Source organism: Mesorhizobium sp. M0802, assembly GCF_040320115.1.
GTDB lineage: Bacteria > Pseudomonadota > Alphaproteobacteria > Rhizobiales > Rhizobiaceae > Mesorhizobium.
Genome location: NZ_JAMYOY010000010.1, coordinates 34744 through 54695 on the forward strand (window position 1 = coordinate 34744; position 19952 = coordinate 54695).

Below are 19952 nucleotides of genomic sequence, written 5' to 3' on the forward strand. Positions count from 1 at the left end.
ATGCTCCGGCCGGCGCAAGCCGACCGGGGCAGGGCCGGCCAGCTAAGAACGCAAAGGGGACTACAATGGCAGCACCGGGTTATTCAGACACAGACAAGGCGGAAGACGTAAAGCACCTCCATTCCATGGGCTACGCCCAGGAACTTGAGCGGCGGCTAAGCCGCTTCTCCAACTTCGCCGTTTCCTTCTCCATCATCTGCATCCTGTCCGGCGGCATCAATTCGCTAGCGCAGGCAACGTCGGGCGCCGGCGGTATCGGTATCGGCATCGGCTGGCTGGTCGGCTGCTTCGTTTCGCTCACCTTCGCGGTCGCCATGTCGCAGATCAGCTCGGCCTATCCGACGGCCGGCGGCCTCTATCACTGGGGTTCGATCCTCGGCAATCGCGGCACCGGCTGGGTGACGGCCTGGCTCAACCTGCTCGGCCTGATCACCGTGCTCGGCGCCATCAATGTCGGCACCTGGACGTTCTTCATCGGCGCCTTCGGGCCGACGCTCGGCATCGAGGGTACGCTGACCAATCAGATGATCTTCCTGGTCATCATCACCGGCGCCCAGGCCCTGATCAACCATCTCGGCATCAAGCTGACGGCGAAGTTGACCGATTTTTCGGGCTACCTGATCTTCTTCGGCTCGATCCTGATTGCGGTCGTCTGCCTGTTCTCCGCCGAGACCTGGGATTTCAGCCGGCTCTTCACCTTCCACAACTACTCGGGTGAGGCCGGCGCCAGCGTCTGGCCGTCCGTCTCGAACGCCTGGGTGTTCGCTCTCGGCCTCTTGCTGCCGATCTACACCATCACCGGCTACGATGCTTCGGCACACACTTCCGAGGAAACCATCAAGGCGGCCTCATCGGTGCCGCGTGCGATGGTGATGTCGGTTATCTGGTCGGCGGTCTTCGGCTATTTGTTCCTGGCCGCCTTCGTGCTGATGATCCCCAACATGGACGACGCCGCCAAGCAGGGTTGGAACGTGTTCTTCTGGGCCTTCGACCAGCGCGTCAGTCCCGGCCTCAAGGAGTTCGTCTACCTCGTCGTGTTCATCGCCCAGCTGTTGTGCGGCCTCGCAACCGTCACCTCGGCTTCGCGCATGATCTTTGCCTTCTCGCGTGACGGCGGCCTGCCGGGCTCGTCGGCACTGGCCAAGGTCAGCCCGACCTATCGCACGCCAGTGGCGGCCATCTGGACGGCGTCGGTCCTGTCGGTGTTGTTCGTTTGGGGTTCGACGCTGGTTTCGGTCGCCGGCACTTCGGCCTACACCATCGTCGTCTCGTGCACCGTCATCTTCCTGTTCCTGTCCTTCACCGTGCCGATCGTGCTCGGCATGGTGGCCTGGGGCACGCCGAAGTGGGACAAGATGGGACCGTGGAACCTGGGCCGTGGCATCTTCATGCTGTTCGGGGTCCTTTCCATAGTGTCGATGATCCTGATCTTCATCATCGGCATCCAGCCGCCGAACGACTGGGCGCTGTACATCACCGTCGGCTTCTTCATCCTGACGGCGATTGTCTGGTTCGCCTTCGAGCGCAATCGCTTCCAGGGCCCGCCGCTGGGCGACATCATCGCGGCGCGTCAGGCAGCGATCAAGGCTGCCGAACAAGCTGTCGGCGAAACCGGCCACTGACGTCACCATCATGGCCATGGCCGGCGGGCAGCCGGCTATGGTTCGTCCTCAACGACCAAGCACTGGAGTGCCAAAGGAATGGCCGGAAATTTCTCGTTCGATCAGTTGAAGAAAGCGGTCTCCAATGGCGAGATCGACACGGTGCTGGCCTGCATCGTCGACATGCAGGGGCGGCTCGCGGGAAAGCGTTTCCTGGCGCAGTACTTTGTGGATTCTGCTCATGACGAGACGCATGGCTGCAACTATCTGCTCGCCGCCGACATCGATATGGAGCCGGTGCCGGGCTACAAGGCGGCAAGCTGGTCGAAGGGCTATGGCGACTTCGTCATGAAGCCGGACCTTGCGACGCTGCGGCGGATTCCGTGGCTGGAAAAGACCGCGCTGGTGATCTGCGACGTGCTCGACCACCACACCCATGACGACCTTCCGCATTCGCCGCGCGCGATGCTGAAAAAGCAGGTCAAGCGGCTCACCGAACGCGGCTATATCGGCTACTTCGCCTCCGAGCTCGAATTCTACCTGTTCAACGAGACCTATGATTCCGCCCGCAAGAAGCACTGGCAGGGCCTCGATACCGCTTCGCCCTATATTGGCGACTACCAGATCGGCATCACCACCAAGGAAGAAGGCGTCATGCGCCGGCTTCGCAACGAGATGGAAGCGGCCGGCATTCCGATCGAGAATTCCAAGGGCGAATGGGGCCCAGGCCAGGAAGAGATCAATGTGCGCTATGCCGAAGCGCTCGACATGGCCGACCGCCACGTCATCCTGAAGAACGGCGCCAAGGAGATTGCCGAGTCCGAAGGCAAGTCGATTTCCTTCATGTCGAAATACAATTACGGGCTCGCCGGTAATTCCAGCCACATCCACAATTCGCTGTGGAGCGCCGATGGCAACACGCCATTGTTCTTCGACAAGAAGGCGGACTGGACTTTGTCCACGCTTGGCCAGCAATGGGCGGCTGGGCAACTGAAATATGCCAAGGAGTTTACCTGGTTCCTGGCGCCCTACATCAACTCCTACAAGCGCTTCCAGGCCGGCACCTTCGCACCGACCAAGATCATGTGGAGCGAGGACAACCGCACCGCCGGCTTCCGCCTGTGCGGCGAGGGCACCAAGGGCATCCGCATGGAATGCCGCATCGGCGGCGCCGACCTGAACCCCTATCTCGCGTTCGCGGCGCTGATCGCCGCCGGCCTTGCCGGCATCGACGAGAAGCTCGAACTGCAGAAGCCGTTCGTCGGCGATGCCTACCAGGCCTCGCGCCTTCCGGAGATCCCGAAAACGCTGCGCGACGCCACCGAGACGCTGGCCAAGTCGAAGATGCTGAAGCAGGCGCTCGGCGACGATGTGCTCGAACATTATGTCCACACCGCAAAGTGGGAGCAGTTCGAATACGACCGCCGCATTACGGATTGGGAACTGCACAGAGGGTTCGAGCGGTACTAAAACTTTATACAGCTTTAATGTTGACAATGTAGTGAAGTTAGTACCATATGGTACCTGTAAACTGCAGTGCGCTACATTGAGGAGTTTGCAATGTCCAAATATGCGCCGCTCAAGGACTTTCTCATTGCCCAAAATGTCGATCGCGTTCCGATGTCATTCGCCGAAATCGAGAGAGTGCTCAATCTGCCGCTGCCCGCATCGAAGCAATACCCTGCATGGTGGAGCAACAATCCGAGCAACAATCCCATGACAAGGGAGTGGCTTGAGGCTGGGTTCGAGACCGAATCCGTCAATATAGGGAGTGGGAAACTGGTATTTCGCCGCGTTCGCAAAGTGCCCATTTCGGCGCCGCCCAGTGGTAGCGTGCCTGCCGCGCCAAAGGAGGCGCGCGCGGATCGCCACCCCGGTTTTGGTTTCATGAAGGGCCTGATAACAATCGAAGCCGGATTTGATATCACCAAACCTTTCGATGACGAGCCATGGGACCGGGGCTATCTGGGCGGTGAGGCTGACGCGCGTGACGGCAAACTTGCGGTGCGTAAATGAGCGAAGGGCCAAACCTGCTTCTGGATACATGTGCGATGATCTTTGTCGCCAACGATAGTCTGATCGATCCGCACGCAAGCCGGGAGATTTCGGAAGCGGCCTATGACGGCCGTCTGTATCTTTCGCCGATGTCGACATGGGAGATCGGAATTGGCGTAGCCAAGGGCCGGCTCAATCTGCCATTGGCGCCACTCGACTTCGTGGAGCGATTCATCGAGCGAATGTCGGCAAAGCTCAGCGCTATCTCACCAGCCATTCTGATTGCGTCATCCAACCTGCCCGGTCCGCCTCATGGTGATCCGATGGATCGGATACTGATGGCAAGTGCGAGAGCGTTGGACATGGTTCTGGTGACGCGTGACGAGCCCATCCTTCGCTATGGCCGCAATGGCCATCTGCGCACCCTAGCCTGCTAACTTGGAGTATCCTTTGGAAACCGTAAAACTCAAATCGCCCATCGATGGTTCGATTTACGCCGAGCGGCCGATCGCGACCGACCAAGCGATCAATGCCGCGGTCGAGCGCGCCAAGGCGGCGCAGGAGAAGTGGGCGCTGACGCCGATCGTCGAGCGCGGCAAATTTATGCTGGCGATGCTCGAAACGCTGGTCGCGATGACCGACGAGATCGTGCCGGAGATCGCCTGGCAGATAGGGCGACCGGTGCGCTATGGCGGCGAGTTCGGCGGCGTCAGGGAACGCACCAACTACATGGTCGAGATCGCTGAAGCCGCGCTGAAATCGGTGCCGGCCTCCAACCCGAAGGATGGCTTCCGCCGCTATGTGAAGAAGGATCCGCTCGGCGTGGTCATGGTGATCGCGCCGTGGAACTATCCCTATCTGACCGCCGTCAACACCATCGTGCCGGCGCTGATGGCCGGCAATACCGTTATCCTCAAACATGCGGCGCAGACGCTGCTGGTCGGCGAACGTTTCCAGCAGGCTTTCGACAAGGTTGGGCTGCCCAAGGGCGTGTTCCAGAATGTCGTGCTCAACCATGCCCAGACCGAGAAGCTGCTCGGCTCGGGCAAGATCGACCATGTCAATTTCACCGGTTCGGTCGGCGGCGGCCGCGCCATCGAGAAGGCGGCGGCCGGCACCTTCATGACGCTCGGGCTCGAACTCGGCGGCAAGGATCCGGCCTATGTGCTGCCCGACGCCAAGCTCGACCATGCGGTGGCCAATCTGGTCGACGGCGCCTTCTACAATTCCGGCCAGTGCTGCTGCGGCATCGAGCGCGTCTATGTGCATGAGAAGGTCTACGACCAGTTCGTCGAAGGTTTCATCGCTGAGACGAAGAATTATGTCGTCGGCAATCCGCTGGAACAGGCGACAACAATGGGGCCGATGGCGCAGGCGCGCTTTGCCGACCTGATCCGCGAGCAGAAGGCCGAGGCGCTGCGCAAGGGTGCAATCGCACACATCAATATGAAGGTGGCTAACGACAAGGCCGGCTCGCCCTATCTGGCGCCGGAAGTGCTGACCGGCGTCGACCACCAAATGAGCGTCATGCGCGAGGAAAGTTTTGGCCCGATCGTCGGCATCATGAAGGTGCGCGACGACGAGGAGGCGATCGCGCTGATGAACGACAGCCCCTACGGGCTGACCGCTTCGATCTGGACCGGCGATATCGAGCATGCGGTGGCGATCGGCGACCGCGTCGAGACCGGCACCGTGTTCATGAACCGCTGCGACTACCTCGATCCGGCGCTGGTCTGGACCGGCGTCAAGGACACCGGCAAAGGCGTTGCCCTTTCGGCGCTCGGCTACGACAATCTGACCCGGCCGAAATCCTTCCATCTGCGCGAAGCCATCTGATTTTTTGAAAGACAAGACATGTCCAAGCTGATCTCCAAATGGAACTACCCGACCACCGTCCGCTTCGGCGCCGGGCGTATCAAGGAACTGCCTGAGGTGCTCGCGGCCACCGGCATTAGGCGGCCGCTATTCGTCACCGATCCGGGGTTGGCGAAACTGCCGGTCGTCGCTTCGACGCTGAAAATCCTCGACGACGCCAAGGTATCCTATGGCGTGTTCTCCGAGGTGAAGCCGAACCCGGTCGATTCCAACCTCACCGCCGGCATCGCCGTGTTCAAGAAGGGCAAGCATGACGGCGTCATCGCCTTCGGCGGCGGTTCAGCGCTCGATCTCGGCAAGCTGATCGCGTTCCAGGCTGGCCAGACGCGGCCGATCTGGGACTTTGAGGATGTCGGCGACTGGTGGACGCGCGCCAATTCGGATGCCATCGCGCCGATCATCGCCGTGCCGACCACTGCCGGCACAGGCTCGGAAGTCGGGCGTGCCGGCGTCATCACCAATGAGGCGACGCACACCAAGAAGGTGATCTTCCATCCGAAACTTTTGCCGGCAATCGTCATTGCGGATCCGGAACTGTCGGTCGGCATGCCCGGCTTCATCACCGCCGGCACCGGCATGGATGCGCTGGCGCATTGCCTCGAAGCCTATTGCGCGCCGGGCTATCACCCGATGGCCGACGGCATTGCCGTCGAAGGTGTGCGCCTGGTGTTCGAGAACCTGCCAACGGCCTATGCCAACGGCAAGGACCTCGTCGCCCGCGCCCATATGATGAGTGCCGCCGCCATGGGCGCCGCCGCCTTCCAGAAAGGGCTTGGCGCCATCCATTCGCTGTCGCACCCGATCGGCGCGCTTTACGACACCCATCACGGCATGACCAATGCGGTGTTCATGCCCTACGTGCTGGCCTTTAACCGGGACTCGATCGAAGAACGCATCGCCCGGCTTGCCGCCTATTGCGGAATCAAGGGCGGGTTCAACGGTTTTGCCAAAGCGATCGTCAAGCTGCGCAAGGAATTGAAGGTGCCGCATGCACTGCCCGGCCTGATCAAGGGGCTCGACATGGACAAGAAGCGCAAGGGGCTGATCGCCGACATGGCGGTGGTCGATCCGACAGCCGGCGGCAACCCGGTCAAGCTGACCAAGAAAGCAGCGCTGACGCTGCTCGAAAACTCTATCGCCGGTACGGTCTGAGGCGGTTTCCTGTGCCGGAATTGATCTGGAAACGAGGGGAAAGGAAAGGGCAAAGGAAAGGGCAAAGGGGCAAGAGACAAGGCTATAAACCATTAGCCGGGAAATTAAGTGCAGGCTAATTGCTACAGCCGGTTAAAAAGAGTTAACTTTTCGTACCGCCGGGCGCCTGTTTCAAAAAGCTTTCATCTGGCTGTCACACGAAATCGATACCGCATCGCAGGCGTCCAGGACGCCAGTTCAACGGAGAGAACACATGTTCAAGTTCACAGGGAAAGTGCTTTCCCTTTCGGCCGTCGCCCTCATGGCGACCTCTGCTATCTCGTCGGCCCAGTCCATGGATGAACTGGTTGCCGCAGCGAAGAAGGAAGGCCAGCTCACGACCATCGCGCTGCCCCATGACTGGTGCGGCTACGGCGCCGTCATCGACGGCTTCAAGGCAAAGTATCCTGAGATCACCATCAACGAACTCAACCCCGATGCCGGCTCCGGCGACGAGGTCGAGGCGATCAAGGCCAACAAGGACAACAAGGGCCCGCAGGCGCCCGACGTCATCGACGTTGGCCTGTCCTTCGGCCCGACCGCCAAGGCTGACGGCCTGATCCAGCCCTACAAAGTGTCGACCTGGGACTCGATCCCCGACAGCGCCAAGGATGCCGATGGTTACTGGACCGGCGACTACTATGGCGTGCTATCCTTCCTGGTGAACAAGGACCTCGTCAAGGAAGCGCCGGCTGACTGGGCTGACCTGCTGAAGCCGGAATTCGCCAACACCGTGGCGCTTGCCGGCGACCCGCGCGCCTCGAACCAGGCCATCCAGGCCGTCTACGCGGCCGGCATTTCCGGTGGTGCGGCTGCCGGCGAAGCTGCTGGCACTGCTGGTCTCGACTTCTTCAAGAAGCTTAACGCCGCCGGCAATTTCGTGCCGGTCATCGGCAAACCGGCGACCCTGGCACAAGGCCAGACGCCGATCCTGGTGACCTGGGATTACAATGCACTTGCCGGTCGCGACACGCTGAAGGGCAATCCGCCCGTCGACGTCGTCGTGCCGAAGACCGGTGTCGTTGCCGGCGTCTATGTGCAGGCGATCAGTGCTTTCGCACCGCATCCGAACGCTGCCAAGCTCTGGCTGGAGTATCTCTACTCCGACGAAGGCCAGATCGGCTGGCTGAAGGGCTATTGCCACCCGATCCGCTTCAACGATCTTGCCAAGAACGGCAAGCTCCCGGCGGACGTGATGGCCAAGCTGCCGCCGGCCGAGGCTTACGCTGCCGCGGTGTTCCCGACGCTGGACGAGCAGGGCAAGGCAAAGGAAGCCGTCACCAAGAACTGGGATGCCGTCGTCGGCGCCAACGTCAAGTAAGGCTTGAAACCAACCGGGCGGCCTCGCGGCCGCCCGGTGTTCCTCGGAGACGGTAGCCGGCGCATGACAGATATCTCGCTTTCCGATCACGCAGTTGCCGGGAAGACCGCGCCCCCCAGCGAGGCGCGTGCAATGCGACTGCCGACGCAATGGCTCGGCGTTGCGCCATTCTTCATCTTCGCCATCATGTTCCTGATCCTACCCACGCTCTATCTGATGCTGGGTGCATTCCAGAACGATGCCGGCGAATTCACGTTCGAAAACATAGCAGCACTGGCGCAGCCATCGATTGTCGCCGCCTACTGGATCTCGCTCAAGGTCAGCCTTTCCTCGGCGCTGATCGGCGCCTTCGCCGGGCTTGCGATCGCCATCGCGATCGTGCGCGGCGGCCTGCCGGAGTGGATACGCTCGGCAACGCTAACCTTTTCCGGCGTTGCTTCCAATTTCGCCGGCGTACCGCTGGCCTTCGCCTTCCTCGCGACACTGGGACGGCTCGGTCTCGCGACGGTGCTTCTGAACACGGTGTTCGGCCTCAACATCTACGCACACGGCTTCAACATCCTGTCGTTCTGGGGCCTGACGCTGACCTATGTCTATTTCCAGATCCCGCTGATGGTGGTCATCATCACGCCGGCGATCGACGGTTTGAAGAAGGAATGGGGCGAGGCCGCCGCGACGCTCGGCGCCACCCAGGCGCAATACTGGCGCATGGTGGTGATCCCGGTGATCTGGCCAAGCTTCCTCGGCACGGTCATCCTGCTCTTTGCCAATGCCTTCGGCGCGATCGCCACCGCTTATGCGCTGACCGGCTCCTCCCTCAACATCGTGCCGATCCTGCTCTATGCGCAGATCCGCGGTGACGTGCTGCACAATGCCCATCTCGGCTATGCGATCGCCTTCGGTATGATCGTCATCACCGGGCTGGCCAATGTCTTCTATATCTGGTTCCGGACGCGCTCGGAGAGGTGGCTGAAATGAAGTCCGGAAAATTCTGGGCCTGGGTCGTCTTCGGGCTGGGCGCGGCCTATTTCTTCATTCCGCTGATCGCGACGGTGGAATTTTCCTTGCGCATGCGGCGCGGCGCTTATTCGTTCGACGCCTATCAGATCGTGCTTGGCGACCCTCGTTTTCAGGCGACCTTTGGCTACTCAGTGCTTGCCGCCATCTTCACCATCATTCTGGGCGTGTTGATCGTGGTGCCCGCCGCCTACTGGATTCGACTGCGCCTGCCGCAACTGCGGCCGATCGTAGAGTTCATCACGCTGCTGCCGCTGGTCATTCCCGCCATCGTCATCGTCTTCGGCTATATCAGGATGTACGGTTCGAATTCGCCGCTGCCGTTCCTGGCGACCGACATGGGCACAAATGCCTTGCTGGTCATCGGCTATGCAATGCTGGCGCTGCCCTACATGTATCGCGCGGTCGATACCGGACTGCGCACCATCGACGTCAGGACGCTGACCGAAGCGGCGCAGATCCTTGGCGCCGGTTGGGGCACGATCATTGGTCGTGTGATCCTGCCCAATGTGCTGATCGCCGTGCTGTCGGGCGCCTTCCTTACCTTCGCCATCGTCATTGGCGAATTCACCATGGCCAGCTTGCTCAACCGGCCCGCCTTCGGCCCCTATCTGCAAAACGTTGGCGCCAACCGCGCCTATGAGCCGGCGGCGCTTGCCATCATCGCCTTCGCCATCACCTGGGGCTGTATGTCGCTGATCCAGATCCTGTCCCGTTTCGCGCCGAGATCGGCGAACCGCCCGAACTGATCGACAAAGTACTGATCGAAAGAAAAAGCCATGGCCGAACCATTCCTCTCCATCCAGCATGTGCGAAAATCCTTCGGCGCCACCACCGTGGTCGAAGATTTCAATCTTGATGTCGAGCCGGGCGAGTTCGTTTCCTTCCTTGGGCCATCGGGTTGCGGCAAGACCACCGTGCTGCGCATGGTCGCCGGTTTCGAAGAGCCGTCGGCGGGCAAGATCGTCGTCGCAGGCAAGGACATCACGAGGCTAAAGCCCAACCAGCGCAATGTCGGCATGGTGTTCCAAGCCTATGCGCTGTTCCCCAACCTGACGGTGGCGCAAAACATCGGCTTTGGCCTGAAGGTCGCCGGCATGCCCAAGGCGGACATCGACAGACGCGTGGCCGAGATGCTCGACATCATCAAGCTGCCGCAGATGGCCGACCGCTATCCCTACCAGCTCTCCGGCGGCCAGCAACAGCGCATCGCGCTGGCCCGCGCCATCGCGCCGAAGCCGAAGCTGCTTTTGCTCGACGAGCCGCTGTCGGCGCTCGACGCCAAGGTGCGCGTCTCGCTGCGCGAGGAAATCCGCTCGATCCAGAAGAAGCTCGGCATCACCACCATCTTCGTCACACATGACCAGGAAGAGGCGCTGTCGATCTCGGACCGCATCGCGGTGATGTATGGCGGCAAGGCCGAGCAGGTCGGCACCCCGTTCGAGATCTACAACCGGCCGGCGACCAAGTTCGTCGCCAATTTCGTCGGCACGCTGAACGTGCTCGAAGGCACTGTCACCGATGCCGCGTCCGGCAAGGTGCGCGTCAACACGCAGGAAGTCTCGCTAACGGGCAAGCTCAACGGCTCGAAGTCCGGTGACACGCTGTCGCTGGCGCTGCGACCGGAGGCGATTTCGCTCGGACGCCAACCCGGGCGCGATTCAAGCCTGTCGGGCGAAATCTCCGAAGTGCACTTCCTCGGCTCAGTCATTCGCGTTCGCGTCGGCATCGGCGGCAACACGGTGTCGCTCGACACCTTCAACAGCCCGGCAACGCCACCGCCCGCGGTCGGCGAGAAGGCCGACATATCGTTCTCATCAAGCGATATGCTGGTGCTGCACTAGCAAGCAGCATTTTGGCGCGACCGAGGCGGTCGATTCGAGCTGGCGCGATGAACGGCCGTATCATTGCCGGACCCGAGTGCTGGATAATCAACAGCATCTTGCCATCCAGCCACTGCCCATGATGCCGCTTCGCCGCTACGATGGGCCATGGCGCTGTTCGAACTTACCCTCATCCTGCTTCTGGCTGCCGTCGCGCTGACGGCGCTGTCGCGGCGGCTGGAAATTCCCTATCCGTCCCTGCTGGCTCTGGCCGGCGTCGCGATTGCCTTCGTACCCGGTGCGCCGACGATCGAGATCGATCCGGAGCTGGCGCTTGCCCTGTTCATCGCGCCGGTGCTTCTCGACGCCGCCTATGACACGTCGCTGCGCGACCTCAAGCGCTACCGGCTGTCGCTCGCGTTGCTCGCGCTGGGCGCCGTGGTCTTCACCACCGTGGTGGTTGCCTTGGTCGGCTGGAAGATGGCCGGCCTGCCGATCGCGGCGGCAATCGCGCTTGGCGCCATCGTCGCGCCACCGGATGCGGTGGCCGCATCCGCCGTGCTCAGCCAGTTCAAGGTACCGCACCGCATCACCGCCATCCTGCAGGGCGAGAGCCTGCTCAACGATGCAACGGCGCTGCTGATCTACCGGCTGGCGGTTTCGGCCGCGCTTGGCACGATCATGCTCAGCAACGCCGTTCCGGTGATCCTGCTGGCAACGATCGGCAGTGTGATCGCGGGCTATCTGTTTGGCCGCGTCTCGCTGCTGGCGCTCGGCCGCATCGAGGATGCGGCGAGCAGCACGGTGGTGCAGTTTGCCGGAACCTTCGCCGTGTGGATCATCGCCGACAGGCTCGGCCTTTCCGCCATCATCACCATCGTCGTCTATGCCATGACCATTGCGCGCAGGGCGCCGCGCCAGTCGTCGGCGAGACGCCGAGTCAGTACCTATTCGGTCTGGGAGTCGGCCGTGTTCGTGCTCAACGTGCTGGCTTTCGTGCTGATGGGCCTGCAGGCACGCACGATCGTCGGCAGGCTGGCCGGCGACGGGCAAGGCGAAGCATTCCTTTTCGCCGCAACGGTGCTGGTCGTCGTTGTCGTCGCGCGCCTTGTCTGGGTGGCGAGTTACGTCGCGATCATCCGGTGGCTTGCCCGCTTCGGCAGCCAAGAGGCAAGGCGGGAATTGCCGACATTCGGCGGCGCCGTCATTGTCGGCTGGTGCGGCATGCGTGGGTTGGTGACGCTGGTGGTGGCCATTGCGCTGCCGGCCGATTTTCCCGGCCGCGACCCGATCGTGCTTGCCGCCTTCGCGGTGGTGCTGGGCACGCTGGTGCTGCAAGGCATGACGCTGAAGCCGCTGCTGCGCTGGATCAACTTCGACCCCGATAGAACCGTCGACAATGAGGTGGCGCAGGCGCGCGTCGCCATCATGCAGGCAGCACTGGACGTGCTGAGCCGCAAGACATCTGCGGCCGCCGCCGTCGTGCGCGAACAGTATGAAGCGCAGCGCCTGATTGCGGAAAACCCGGAGGACGCTCAGGCCGCGACCGAATACGACCGGCTCCGCCTCTATGCCATCAACCGCCAGCGCGACACGCTCGAGGAGTTGCGCAGCAACGGCACGATCGGCGACGAAGCCTACCACCGGCTGGAGGAAGAGATCGACTGGGCCGAACTGGCGGCATCGCCGGCGGGCCGGTTCCAGCCGCTGACCACATCATAGACGCTGGCCCAGTTCCGCCGTCGTGCCGGTACATTGCAACCCGTCTGCCGAACCGCTACTGCCAAAGCGAAATTGAGCCGGATAAGCAATGAAGCTGGTCAGCTACAACATCCAGTACGGGTTCGGCGGCGATGGCCGTTACGATCTTTCGCGCTGCACCAAGCTGGTCGACGGCGCCGATATCATCGCGCTGCAGGAGGTCGAGCGGCATTGGCAGCGCACCAATGAGGACGACCAGCCGGAGGTCCTGTCCAAGCTGCTGCCTAGCTATTACTGGGTCTATGGCCCGGCCTTCGACATGGACGCCAGTGAGCAGCGCGACGGCCGGGTCGTCAACCGCCGCCGCCAGTTCGGCACCATGCTGCTGTCGAAGCTGCCGATCGCCTGGTCGCGGCTGCACGCGCTGCCCATGCGCCGCACGCTGCGGCCGCTCAACACGCGCAACGCCGCGCTCGAATGCATGATCCGCACGCCGGCCGGACCGGTAAGGGTCCTGTCGCTGCATCTCGCCCATATCGCGGCGGAGGAGCGTCTGGAGCAGATCGACTATCTCTTGGCCGAGCATCGCCGCGCGCCGTCCGAGGGCGCCCCGTGGAGCGGCGCGGACGATGAGCCTTCGCGCAACTGGACCAGCGGCGAGGCCGAGCCGGAAAACCCGACAGCTGCGATCTGGATGGGCGATTTCAACATGGAGCCGGGCAGCGCCGAATACAGCCGCATCGTCGGCAGCACGCCCTATCATCGCGGGGCAGCTTATCTCGACGGCTTTGTTGATGCCGCTGCCGTCGCTAGCGAGCCGGCTGCCGATTTCCACACCCATGTGAAAACGATCGACGGGAAAGTGGCAAAACGCCGGCTCGACCATTGCTTCGTCGGCGGTATGTTCGCGGACCGTGTGCGCTCGGTCAGTGCCGATATAGGCGAGATCGCTTCAGACCATTTTCCGGTCCGGATCGATATCGATCTCGAAACGCCTTTGAGCTCGGGAGATCGGTGAGCCCTCAATGACGCTTTTCGTCTTTTTCGCGGTGCTTGCCGCCGCCGCCATGCACGCGATCTGGAACGCGCTGGTCAAGGTGCATCTCGACCGCTTCCTGTCGATCACGCTGATGACGCTGGGCATGGGTTTTGCCGCGCTGTTCGTGCTGCCCTTCGTCGAGTTTCCGAAGGCTGCGGTATGGCCCTTCATCATCGCCTCGGTGCTCTTTCACATGGGCTACCGGACCTTCCTCATCGGCGCCTACAAGGCAGGCGACTTTGCCCAGACCTACCCGCTGGCGCGCGGCACGGCACCCCTGCTTGCGGCCCTCGGCGGCGTTGTCGTGGTGCAGGAGATCCCCGGCCCATTCGCCATCCTCGGCATCCTCTTGTTGTCGGCCGGCACACTGGTGATGTCGTTTCGCGGCGGCGCGCATCTGGAGCGGATCAATCTGCGCGCAGTCGGCTTTGCGCTCGGCACCTCTATCTTCATTGCCAGCTATACGCTGTCGGATGGCAGCGGCGCGCGGCTGGCGGCGACGGCGCAGAGCTATGCCGCCTGGTTGTTCATCTGCGATGCCTTTGGCGCGCTGGTGCTGTGCCTCATCTTTCGCGGACCCAAGGCGCTACCCGTGCTGGCGCGCGACTGGAAGGCAGGCCTGTTCACCGGCGTGCTCAGCGGCGCGGCCTACTGGATCGTCATGTGGGCGATGACCAAGGCGCCGATCGCCTCGGTGGCGTCGTTGCGCGAGACGTCGATCCTGTTTGCCATGATGATCTCGGTTTTCGCGCTCGGCGAGAAGATGACAGGCTGGCGCGGCGCCGCCGCGCTCAGCATCGTCGCCGGTGTCGTGGCCCTCAGACTGGGCTGAGAGCCTGATAATTCAGCCGAGCACCGTCATCACCTGTCCGCGCCGTTCCGGACTGAAGCGGATGACGACGATGATGCAGACGGCGACCACGCCGGCAAACAGCGCCAGCGCGTAGCCATAGCTGCCTCCAGACGTCTCGGCGATGCCGGCCTGGTAGGGACCGCCATAGGACGCCGCGAGATTGCCGGCCTGGTAGATGAAGCCGGGCAAGGTTGCCCGCACGGCGCCGGGCGACAGCTCGTTAAGATGCACCGGGATGACGCCCCAGGCGCCCTGCACCGCGACCTGCATGACGAAGGCGCCGATGGCCAGCATGAACGTGTCGAGCTGAAGGCCCAGAGCGGAATCGAGGGCAAGGCAATCAGGCAGGCGAGCGTTATCGCGCTGACGCGGCCGATCTTCTCCGACAGTGCGCCGAACGCCAACCCGCCGACGATGGCGCCGATATTGGCGACGATGGTGATCCAACTCACCGTGTGCGGGTCGAAGCCATGCTGCTTCTTGAGGAAGGTCGGGTAGAGGTCCTGCGTGCCGTGGCTGAAGAAATTGAAGAACATCATCAGCACGACCGCATAGACGGCGACGCCCCAGTGCTGCTGCAGCGTTTCAAGAAGGCCAGGTCTGACGGATTTCAGCGCCTCGACGAAGGCCGGCGATTCCGGCACATGCGAGCGGATGAAGAGCACGATCAGCGCCGGCAGGAAGGAGAGCAGGAACATGGCGCGCCAGCCGATCGTGTAACCGCCGATCGTCTGCTGGTAGAGCACGCCGTACACCACGGCCGCCAGAAGGTAGCCGGTGGGATAGCCGCATTGCAGGATGCCCGAGACCATGCCGCGGGCACTGGGCGGAATGGACTCCATGGCGAGCGAACTGCCCAGCCCCCATTCGCCGCCCATGGCGATGCCGAACAGAGCGCAGCGCCAGGAAAACGCCGAGATTGGGCGAGAAGGCAGCCAGCGCGCCGATCACCGAATAGCTGACGATGTTGAGCATCAGAATGGGCTTGCGGCCATATTTGTCGGCCAGCCTGCCGAAGAAGAAGGCGCCGATTAAGCGTGTCGCCAGCGTCAGGAACAACGCTTTGGAGACTGCCGGGACGTCAGTGTTGAATTCGGTTGCGATATCGGTGAGCAGGAACGTCAGAAGGAAGAAATCAAAAGCGTCGAGCGTCCAGCCGAGGAAGGAGGCAAGGATGGTTTTCTTCTGCTGCGCGGTGAGAGCCACGACGTTCCTCCTAAACGCCCCGGGGAACGATGTGTTCCTTGGGGCGCAAAAGAGAACAGGCGTCAGCCGGCTTTCGAAAGAAGCGCGGTCACTTTTTCGTAATGTCGAGATCGAACACCATCAGCCCGTCGGTGCCGCCTTCGAGCGCTGCGACCAATCGGGCGCCGGCGCGCTGATGCGCTTCATGCACGAGATAGGCGTCGCGGGCGGCGGCATCGCGGAAGTCGATGGTGAAGGCATGGCTGAAGCCGCGCGCGAACGGCTCCGGGCTGACATTGGTGCTGAAATGGACCGTGTCCATGCCGTCGACAACGGAGCGCAGTGCTTCGAGATCGGCGTGGATTGCCGTGCGCTCGGTGGCGGGCGCATCGCTGCGGAAGCGTACGAAGACGCAGTGTCTGATCATTGGTTCGTTCTCCTAAGTGGCTATGCGGCCCGATTGCCGGAGAACACCGCCGGCGGAAGCGGCTCGCGGCCGAGGATGATGTCGGCGCCTTTTTCGCCGACCATGATGGTCGGCGCATTGGTGTTGGAGGAAGGCACGCGCGGCATCACCGAGGCATCGCAGACGCGCAGGCCCTCGATGCCGCGCAGGCGCAGGTCCGGTGTGACCACCGCCATATCGTCATGGCCCATGCGGCAGGTACCCACGGGGTGATGGTCGGTCTTGGCGGTGCGGCAGGCATAGTCGATCAGCTCGTCATCGCTGGCGCGCGATGGTCCAGGCAGCACCTCGCGCAACACGTAAGGTGCAAGCGCCTTCTGCCGCATGATCTCGCGCGCAAGCCTGAGGCCCTTGATCGACATGGCGCGGTCGTAAGGGTCCGACCAATAGTTGGGATCGATCAGCGGGTGGTCGGCCGGGTCGGCGCTGCTCAGCCGCACCGTGCCGCGCGAGCGCGGGCGCAGGAAGGCCGAGTTCAAGGTCACGCCGGGGTTCTTCAACCTCTCGACGCCGGCCTCGATGCCGGAGCCGAGTCCCAGATGGAACTGGATGTCGGGCGAGGCGGCGGTCGGATCGGCGTACCAGAAGCCGCCGGTCTCGAACAGGCTGGAGGCGACCGGCCCCTTCTTCAGCAGCAGATACTGCAAGCCGGCCCACGCGGTGCGGTGCAGCTTGGCGTAGTTGTCATAGGTGTGGTCGCCGGTGCATTCGGCGATAACGAACAAATCGAGATGGTCCTGCATGTTGGAGCCGACACCGGGCAGATCATGCACCGGCGTCACGCCGACCGATTTCAGGTGATCAGCCGGGCCGATGCCCGACTGCATCAACAGCTTCGGCGAACCGATGGCGCCGGACGAGACGATCACTTCGCGCTCGGCGCGCATGATGGTCTTCTCGCCGCCGGGTTTGTCGGCGATCTCGACGCCGATGGCGCGGCCTTTCTCGACGACGATGCGGGTGACCAGCACATCGGTTCGGACTGTCAGGTTCTTGCGGGCGCGGATGGGCTTCAAATAGGCGACCGAAGCGGATGAGCGCCGGGCGTCCTTCTGGGTCAGCTGGTAGTAGCCGACGCCTTCCTGGCTAGCGCCGTTGAAATCCGGGTTGAAGGGGATGCCCATCTCTTGGCCGGCGCGGAAATAGGCCTCGCAAATCGGCAGCGGCGAAATCGGGTTCGACACGCCGAGCGGCCCCTGGTCGCCGTGAAAATCGTTGGCGAAGCGCTGGTTGTTCTCGGCGCGCTTGAAATAGGGCAGCACGTCGCGATAGCCCCAGCCCGCGAGGCCCTCTTCCTTCTCCCATGCGTCGTAGTCGCGAGCGTTGCCGCGCGTGTATATCTGGGCATTGATGGACGAGCCGCCGCCGACCACCTTCGCCTGCGTATACCAGAAGACGCGGTCTTGCATGTGCCTCTGCGGCACAGTCGACCAGCCCCAGGAAGCGATGCCCTTGGTCATCTTGGCAAAGCCCGCCGGCATGTGGATGTAGGGGTGCCAGTCCTTGCCGCCGGCCTCGAGCAGCAGCACGGAATTCGCTGGATCCTCGCTCAGCCGGTTGGCCAGAACGCAGCCGGCCGGGCCGGCACCTACGATGATGTAGTCGGTCATAACTCTATCCACCTACAGTCGAGGCACGGAGAGCGCGCCGTCGACATTGATAATCGAGCCTGTGGAAAAGCCGAGCTTGCCGGCGGCAAGCGTCGCCACCACGGCGCCGATGTCCGATGCTTCGCCCCAGCGTTTTGCCGGCACCAGGCCGCTGTCGATAAGCGCGTCGTATTTGGCTGATACGCACGCGGTCATGTCGGTGCGAATGATGCCGGGCCGCAGTTCGAACACGCCGATGTTTTCCGGCGCAAGCCGTAGCGCCAGGTTCTTCACCCACATCGAAAGGCCGGCTTTCGAGATGCAGTAGTCGGCGCGTTCCGGCGAGGCCATATCGGCGCTGACCGAGGTGATGGTGATGATCGAGCGCGGATGATTGCTGGGAGCCGCCAGCATCGCCTTGGCGACGGCCTGGCTAAGGAATACGGTGCCGCGCAGATTGACGTCCAGCGCACGGTCGAAATTCTCGGGCTTCAGCTCCAGCAGATCGCCGCGCACCACGGCGCCGATGCCGGCATTGTTGACGAGGCAGTCGATGCGGCTGAAGGCACGTATGGCGGCGTCGACGAGGGCCGTGTGATCCTCGAGGTTGGCGATATCACAACGGACATAGGCGAACTCCGCACCCCGTGCGGTGATGTTGGCGGCCAGTTCGTCCGGCGCTTGTTCGGCAAGGTCGGCGATCAAAATGTCGAAGCCGTCCCCGGCCAGCGCCTCGGCGCAGGCGAGCCCAATGCCGCGCGCACCGCCGGTGACGATTGCTGCGGGGCGGGTCATGCCGCGAGGTCCGTTCGGCGAATATGCTCGGCCACGCGCAGCGCCTGTGCCGCAATCGACAGCGCCGGATTCACGGCGGCCGAGTTCGGCAAAAAACTGGCGTCGACAACGAACAGGTTCGGGTGGTCGAAGGCGCGGCAGAAAGGGTCGAGCGGCGACGTCGCCGGATCGTCGCCCATTTTCACCGTGCCGCACTGGTGCGAGGGCGTGCGCTTGTCGAAGGGACGCGACAGCACGATGGGATAACCGCAGGCGCGGAAGTTCTCACGCATCACCTTGGTCAGCCCGTCCAGCGACTGCATGTTGGAGCGCCGCCATTGCATGACGATGTCGTTGCCGTCGACCATGATGCGGCTTTCCGGATCGGGTAGATCCTCGCACATCAGATACCAGTCGACGGCGTGACCGGCCATGTAATCGAGCGCGAATTTCGGCACGCGTTTGACGTTGGCCTTCAACATGTTGCCGTCGATCTTGCCGAGCAGCTGGACGTTGCCGAGCGGCTTGCCGCCTTTGCCGTCGGAGAGATAGTAGTCATTCAGCATCAGCGTCTTCTGGTAGACGCTGTCGTTCCTGCGGCGCGGATCGATCGCCAGCATGGCGCTCGAATTATGGTTCATGAAATTGCGGCCGACCTGGTCGGAGCGGTTGGCGAGGCCTTTGCCATCTGGTGAAGGCGAGCGCAGCAGGATGACGGCGGAATTGACCGCGCCGGCGGACAGGATGACCAGCTTCGGCGCGACTTTCTTCAGCTCGCCATTCTGACGGTAGTGAACGGCAGCGATGCTTTTGCCGTCGGACGACGCTTCGAGATATTCGACATGGCAGCCGGTTTCGAGTCGGATATTGCTGTCCTTAAGTGCAGCCGTCAGCGGTCCGGTCTGCGCATCAACCTTGCCCTGGGCGGTGTTGGGGAATGCGTCCCAGCCGGTCTTGCCCTCTTTCAGCCAGGTGTCGATGTCGACGCCGAGCGGCAGCGAGGCGGGGTGCAGGCCCAGTCCCTTCAACTCGGCGCGGGCGCGCGCAATCGGCGCTTCGTCGGGCACCGGCTTGAAAGCATAGGGGATCGAGTGGAACGGTTCGGTCGGGTCCTCGCCGAGCGAGCCGCGGACGCGAAACAGCTGCTCGGCTTTCGAATACCAAGGCTCGAATTCATCGTAGGAAAACGGCCATGCCGGCGAGACGCCACCGAAGTGCTCCATGGCGGCGAAATCCTCTTTGCGGTAGCGGATCAGCACCGCGCCGTAGAATTTCGAATTGCCGCCGACATAGTAGTAATTGCCGGGGTTGAAGGCCGCACCGCCGGCCTCGCGCCACATCTCCTTCGGACGGTAGTGGCCGTCGACGAAGATGGAGCGCGTGTCGCGGGCATGCGGCGTTGCCGTCAAGGGCTCACCGCGCTCCAGCATCAGGATCGAGGCGCCGCTGCCCGCCAGGCCGGAGGCGATCGTAGCGCCGCCGATACCGGAGCCGATGATGACGACATCGGGGCTGACCATCT

General features: G+C 62.7%; 17 protein-coding genes and 1 pseudogene. 13 read left to right on the forward strand and 5 right to left on the reverse strand.

The window, feature by feature from the left end:
• Positions 1 to 65 precede the first annotated feature (65 nt).
• The 13 genes from NKI10_RS15700 (at position 66) to NKI10_RS15760 (ending at position 14395) form a co-directional block, all read left to right on the forward strand.
• Positions 66 to 1622 carry an amino acid permease gene (locus NKI10_RS15700; protein WP_023691841.1) on the forward strand — a complete coding sequence of 519 codons (1557 nt, stop codon included), beginning with the start codon at positions 66 to 68 and terminating at the stop codon, positions 1620 to 1622.
• 78 nt (positions 1623 to 1700) lie between these two features.
• On the forward strand, positions 1701 to 3071 hold the full coding sequence (locus NKI10_RS15705) for a glutamine synthetase family protein (protein WP_352860835.1): 1371 nt from the start codon (positions 1701 to 1703) through the stop codon (positions 3069 to 3071).
• A gap of 90 nt (positions 3072 to 3161) precedes the next feature.
• A complete protein-coding gene (locus NKI10_RS15710) occupies positions 3162 to 3617 on the forward strand; it encodes a DUF7662 domain-containing protein (protein WP_023695631.1) in 456 nt (151 codons plus the stop codon).
• Positions 3614 to 4033, forward strand: a complete 420-nt coding sequence (locus NKI10_RS15715) for a type II toxin-antitoxin system VapC family toxin (RefSeq protein ID WP_031242742.1) — start codon at positions 3614 to 3616, stop codon at positions 4031 to 4033. The genes NKI10_RS15710 and NKI10_RS15715 overlap by 4 nt, the downstream gene beginning before the upstream one ends.
• Positions 4034 to 4046: 13 nt before the next feature.
• Complete coding sequence (locus tag NKI10_RS15720) at positions 4047 to 5432, forward strand: aldehyde dehydrogenase family protein (RefSeq protein WP_352860838.1); 1386 nt, start codon at positions 4047 to 4049, stop codon at positions 5430 to 5432.
• A gap of 18 nt (positions 5433 to 5450) precedes the next feature.
• Positions 5451 to 6623 carry an iron-containing alcohol dehydrogenase gene (locus NKI10_RS15725; protein WP_352860840.1) on the forward strand — a complete coding sequence of 391 codons (1173 nt, stop codon included), beginning with the start codon at positions 5451 to 5453 and terminating at the stop codon, positions 6621 to 6623.
• Between the two features lie 253 nt (positions 6624 to 6876).
• On the forward strand, positions 6877 to 7983 hold the full coding sequence (locus NKI10_RS15730) for an ABC transporter substrate-binding protein (RefSeq protein WP_023671169.1): 1107 nt from the start codon (positions 6877 to 6879) through the stop codon (positions 7981 to 7983).
• A gap of 63 nt (positions 7984 to 8046) precedes the next feature.
• Positions 8047 to 8961 (forward strand): ABC transporter permease, encoded by a 915-nt coding sequence (locus NKI10_RS15735; RefSeq protein ID WP_352860842.1) that lies wholly within the window; start codon positions 8047 to 8049, stop codon positions 8959 to 8961.
• Positions 8958 to 9749: an ABC transporter permease gene (locus NKI10_RS15740; protein WP_023671171.1), complete on the forward strand. Its 792-nt coding sequence runs from the start codon at positions 8958 to 8960 to the stop codon at positions 9747 to 9749. The genes NKI10_RS15735 and NKI10_RS15740 overlap by 4 nt, the downstream gene beginning before the upstream one ends.
• A gap of 30 nt (positions 9750 to 9779) precedes the next feature.
• The gene (locus NKI10_RS15745; RefSeq protein ID WP_352860844.1) at positions 9780 to 10844 is read left to right on the forward strand and encodes an ABC transporter ATP-binding protein; all 1065 of its coding nucleotides are present in this window, start codon (positions 9780 to 9782) and stop codon (positions 10842 to 10844) included.
• A gap of 147 nt (positions 10845 to 10991) precedes the next feature.
• Complete coding sequence (locus NKI10_RS15750) at positions 10992 to 12545, forward strand: cation:proton antiporter (RefSeq protein ID WP_352860846.1); 1554 nt, start codon at positions 10992 to 10994, stop codon at positions 12543 to 12545.
• 88 nt (positions 12546 to 12633) lie between these two features.
• Positions 12634 to 13542, forward strand: coding sequence for an endonuclease/exonuclease/phosphatase family protein (locus NKI10_RS15755; RefSeq protein ID WP_352860848.1), 909 nt, complete (start codon positions 12634 to 12636; stop codon positions 13540 to 13542).
• A gap of 7 nt (positions 13543 to 13549) precedes the next feature.
• A complete protein-coding gene (locus tag NKI10_RS15760; protein ID WP_023671174.1) occupies positions 13550 to 14395 on the forward strand; it encodes an EamA family transporter in 846 nt (281 codons plus the stop codon).
• A gap of 12 nt (positions 14396 to 14407) precedes the next feature.
• Here NKI10_RS15760 and NKI10_RS15765 read toward each other — a convergent pair.
• From NKI10_RS15765 to NKI10_RS15785, 5 genes and pseudogenes are all read right to left on the reverse strand, one after another.
• Positions 14408 to 15622, reverse strand: a pseudogene (locus tag NKI10_RS15765) (MFS transporter).
• Between the two features lie 88 nt (positions 15623 to 15710).
• The gene (locus NKI10_RS15770) at positions 15711 to 16028 is read right to left on the reverse strand and encodes a Dabb family protein (protein ID WP_352860851.1); all 318 of its coding nucleotides are present in this window, start codon (positions 16026 to 16028) and stop codon (positions 15711 to 15713) included.
• 20 nt (positions 16029 to 16048) lie between these two features.
• Positions 16049 to 17677 (reverse strand): GMC family oxidoreductase, encoded by a 1629-nt coding sequence (locus tag NKI10_RS15775; protein ID WP_352860853.1) that lies wholly within the window; start codon positions 17675 to 17677, stop codon positions 16049 to 16051.
• A gap of 12 nt (positions 17678 to 17689) precedes the next feature.
• Entirely contained in the window at positions 17690 to 18451 is a 762-nt protein-coding gene (locus NKI10_RS15780; RefSeq protein ID WP_023747122.1) for a 3-ketoacyl-ACP reductase, read from the reverse strand.
• Positions 18448 to 19950 carry a GMC oxidoreductase gene (locus NKI10_RS15785; RefSeq protein WP_352860855.1) on the reverse strand — a complete coding sequence of 501 codons (1503 nt, stop codon included), beginning with the start codon at positions 19948 to 19950 and terminating at the stop codon, positions 18448 to 18450. Before NKI10_RS15785 ends, NKI10_RS15780 begins: the two co-directional genes overlap by 4 nt.
• Positions 19951 to 19952 lie beyond the last annotated feature (2 nt).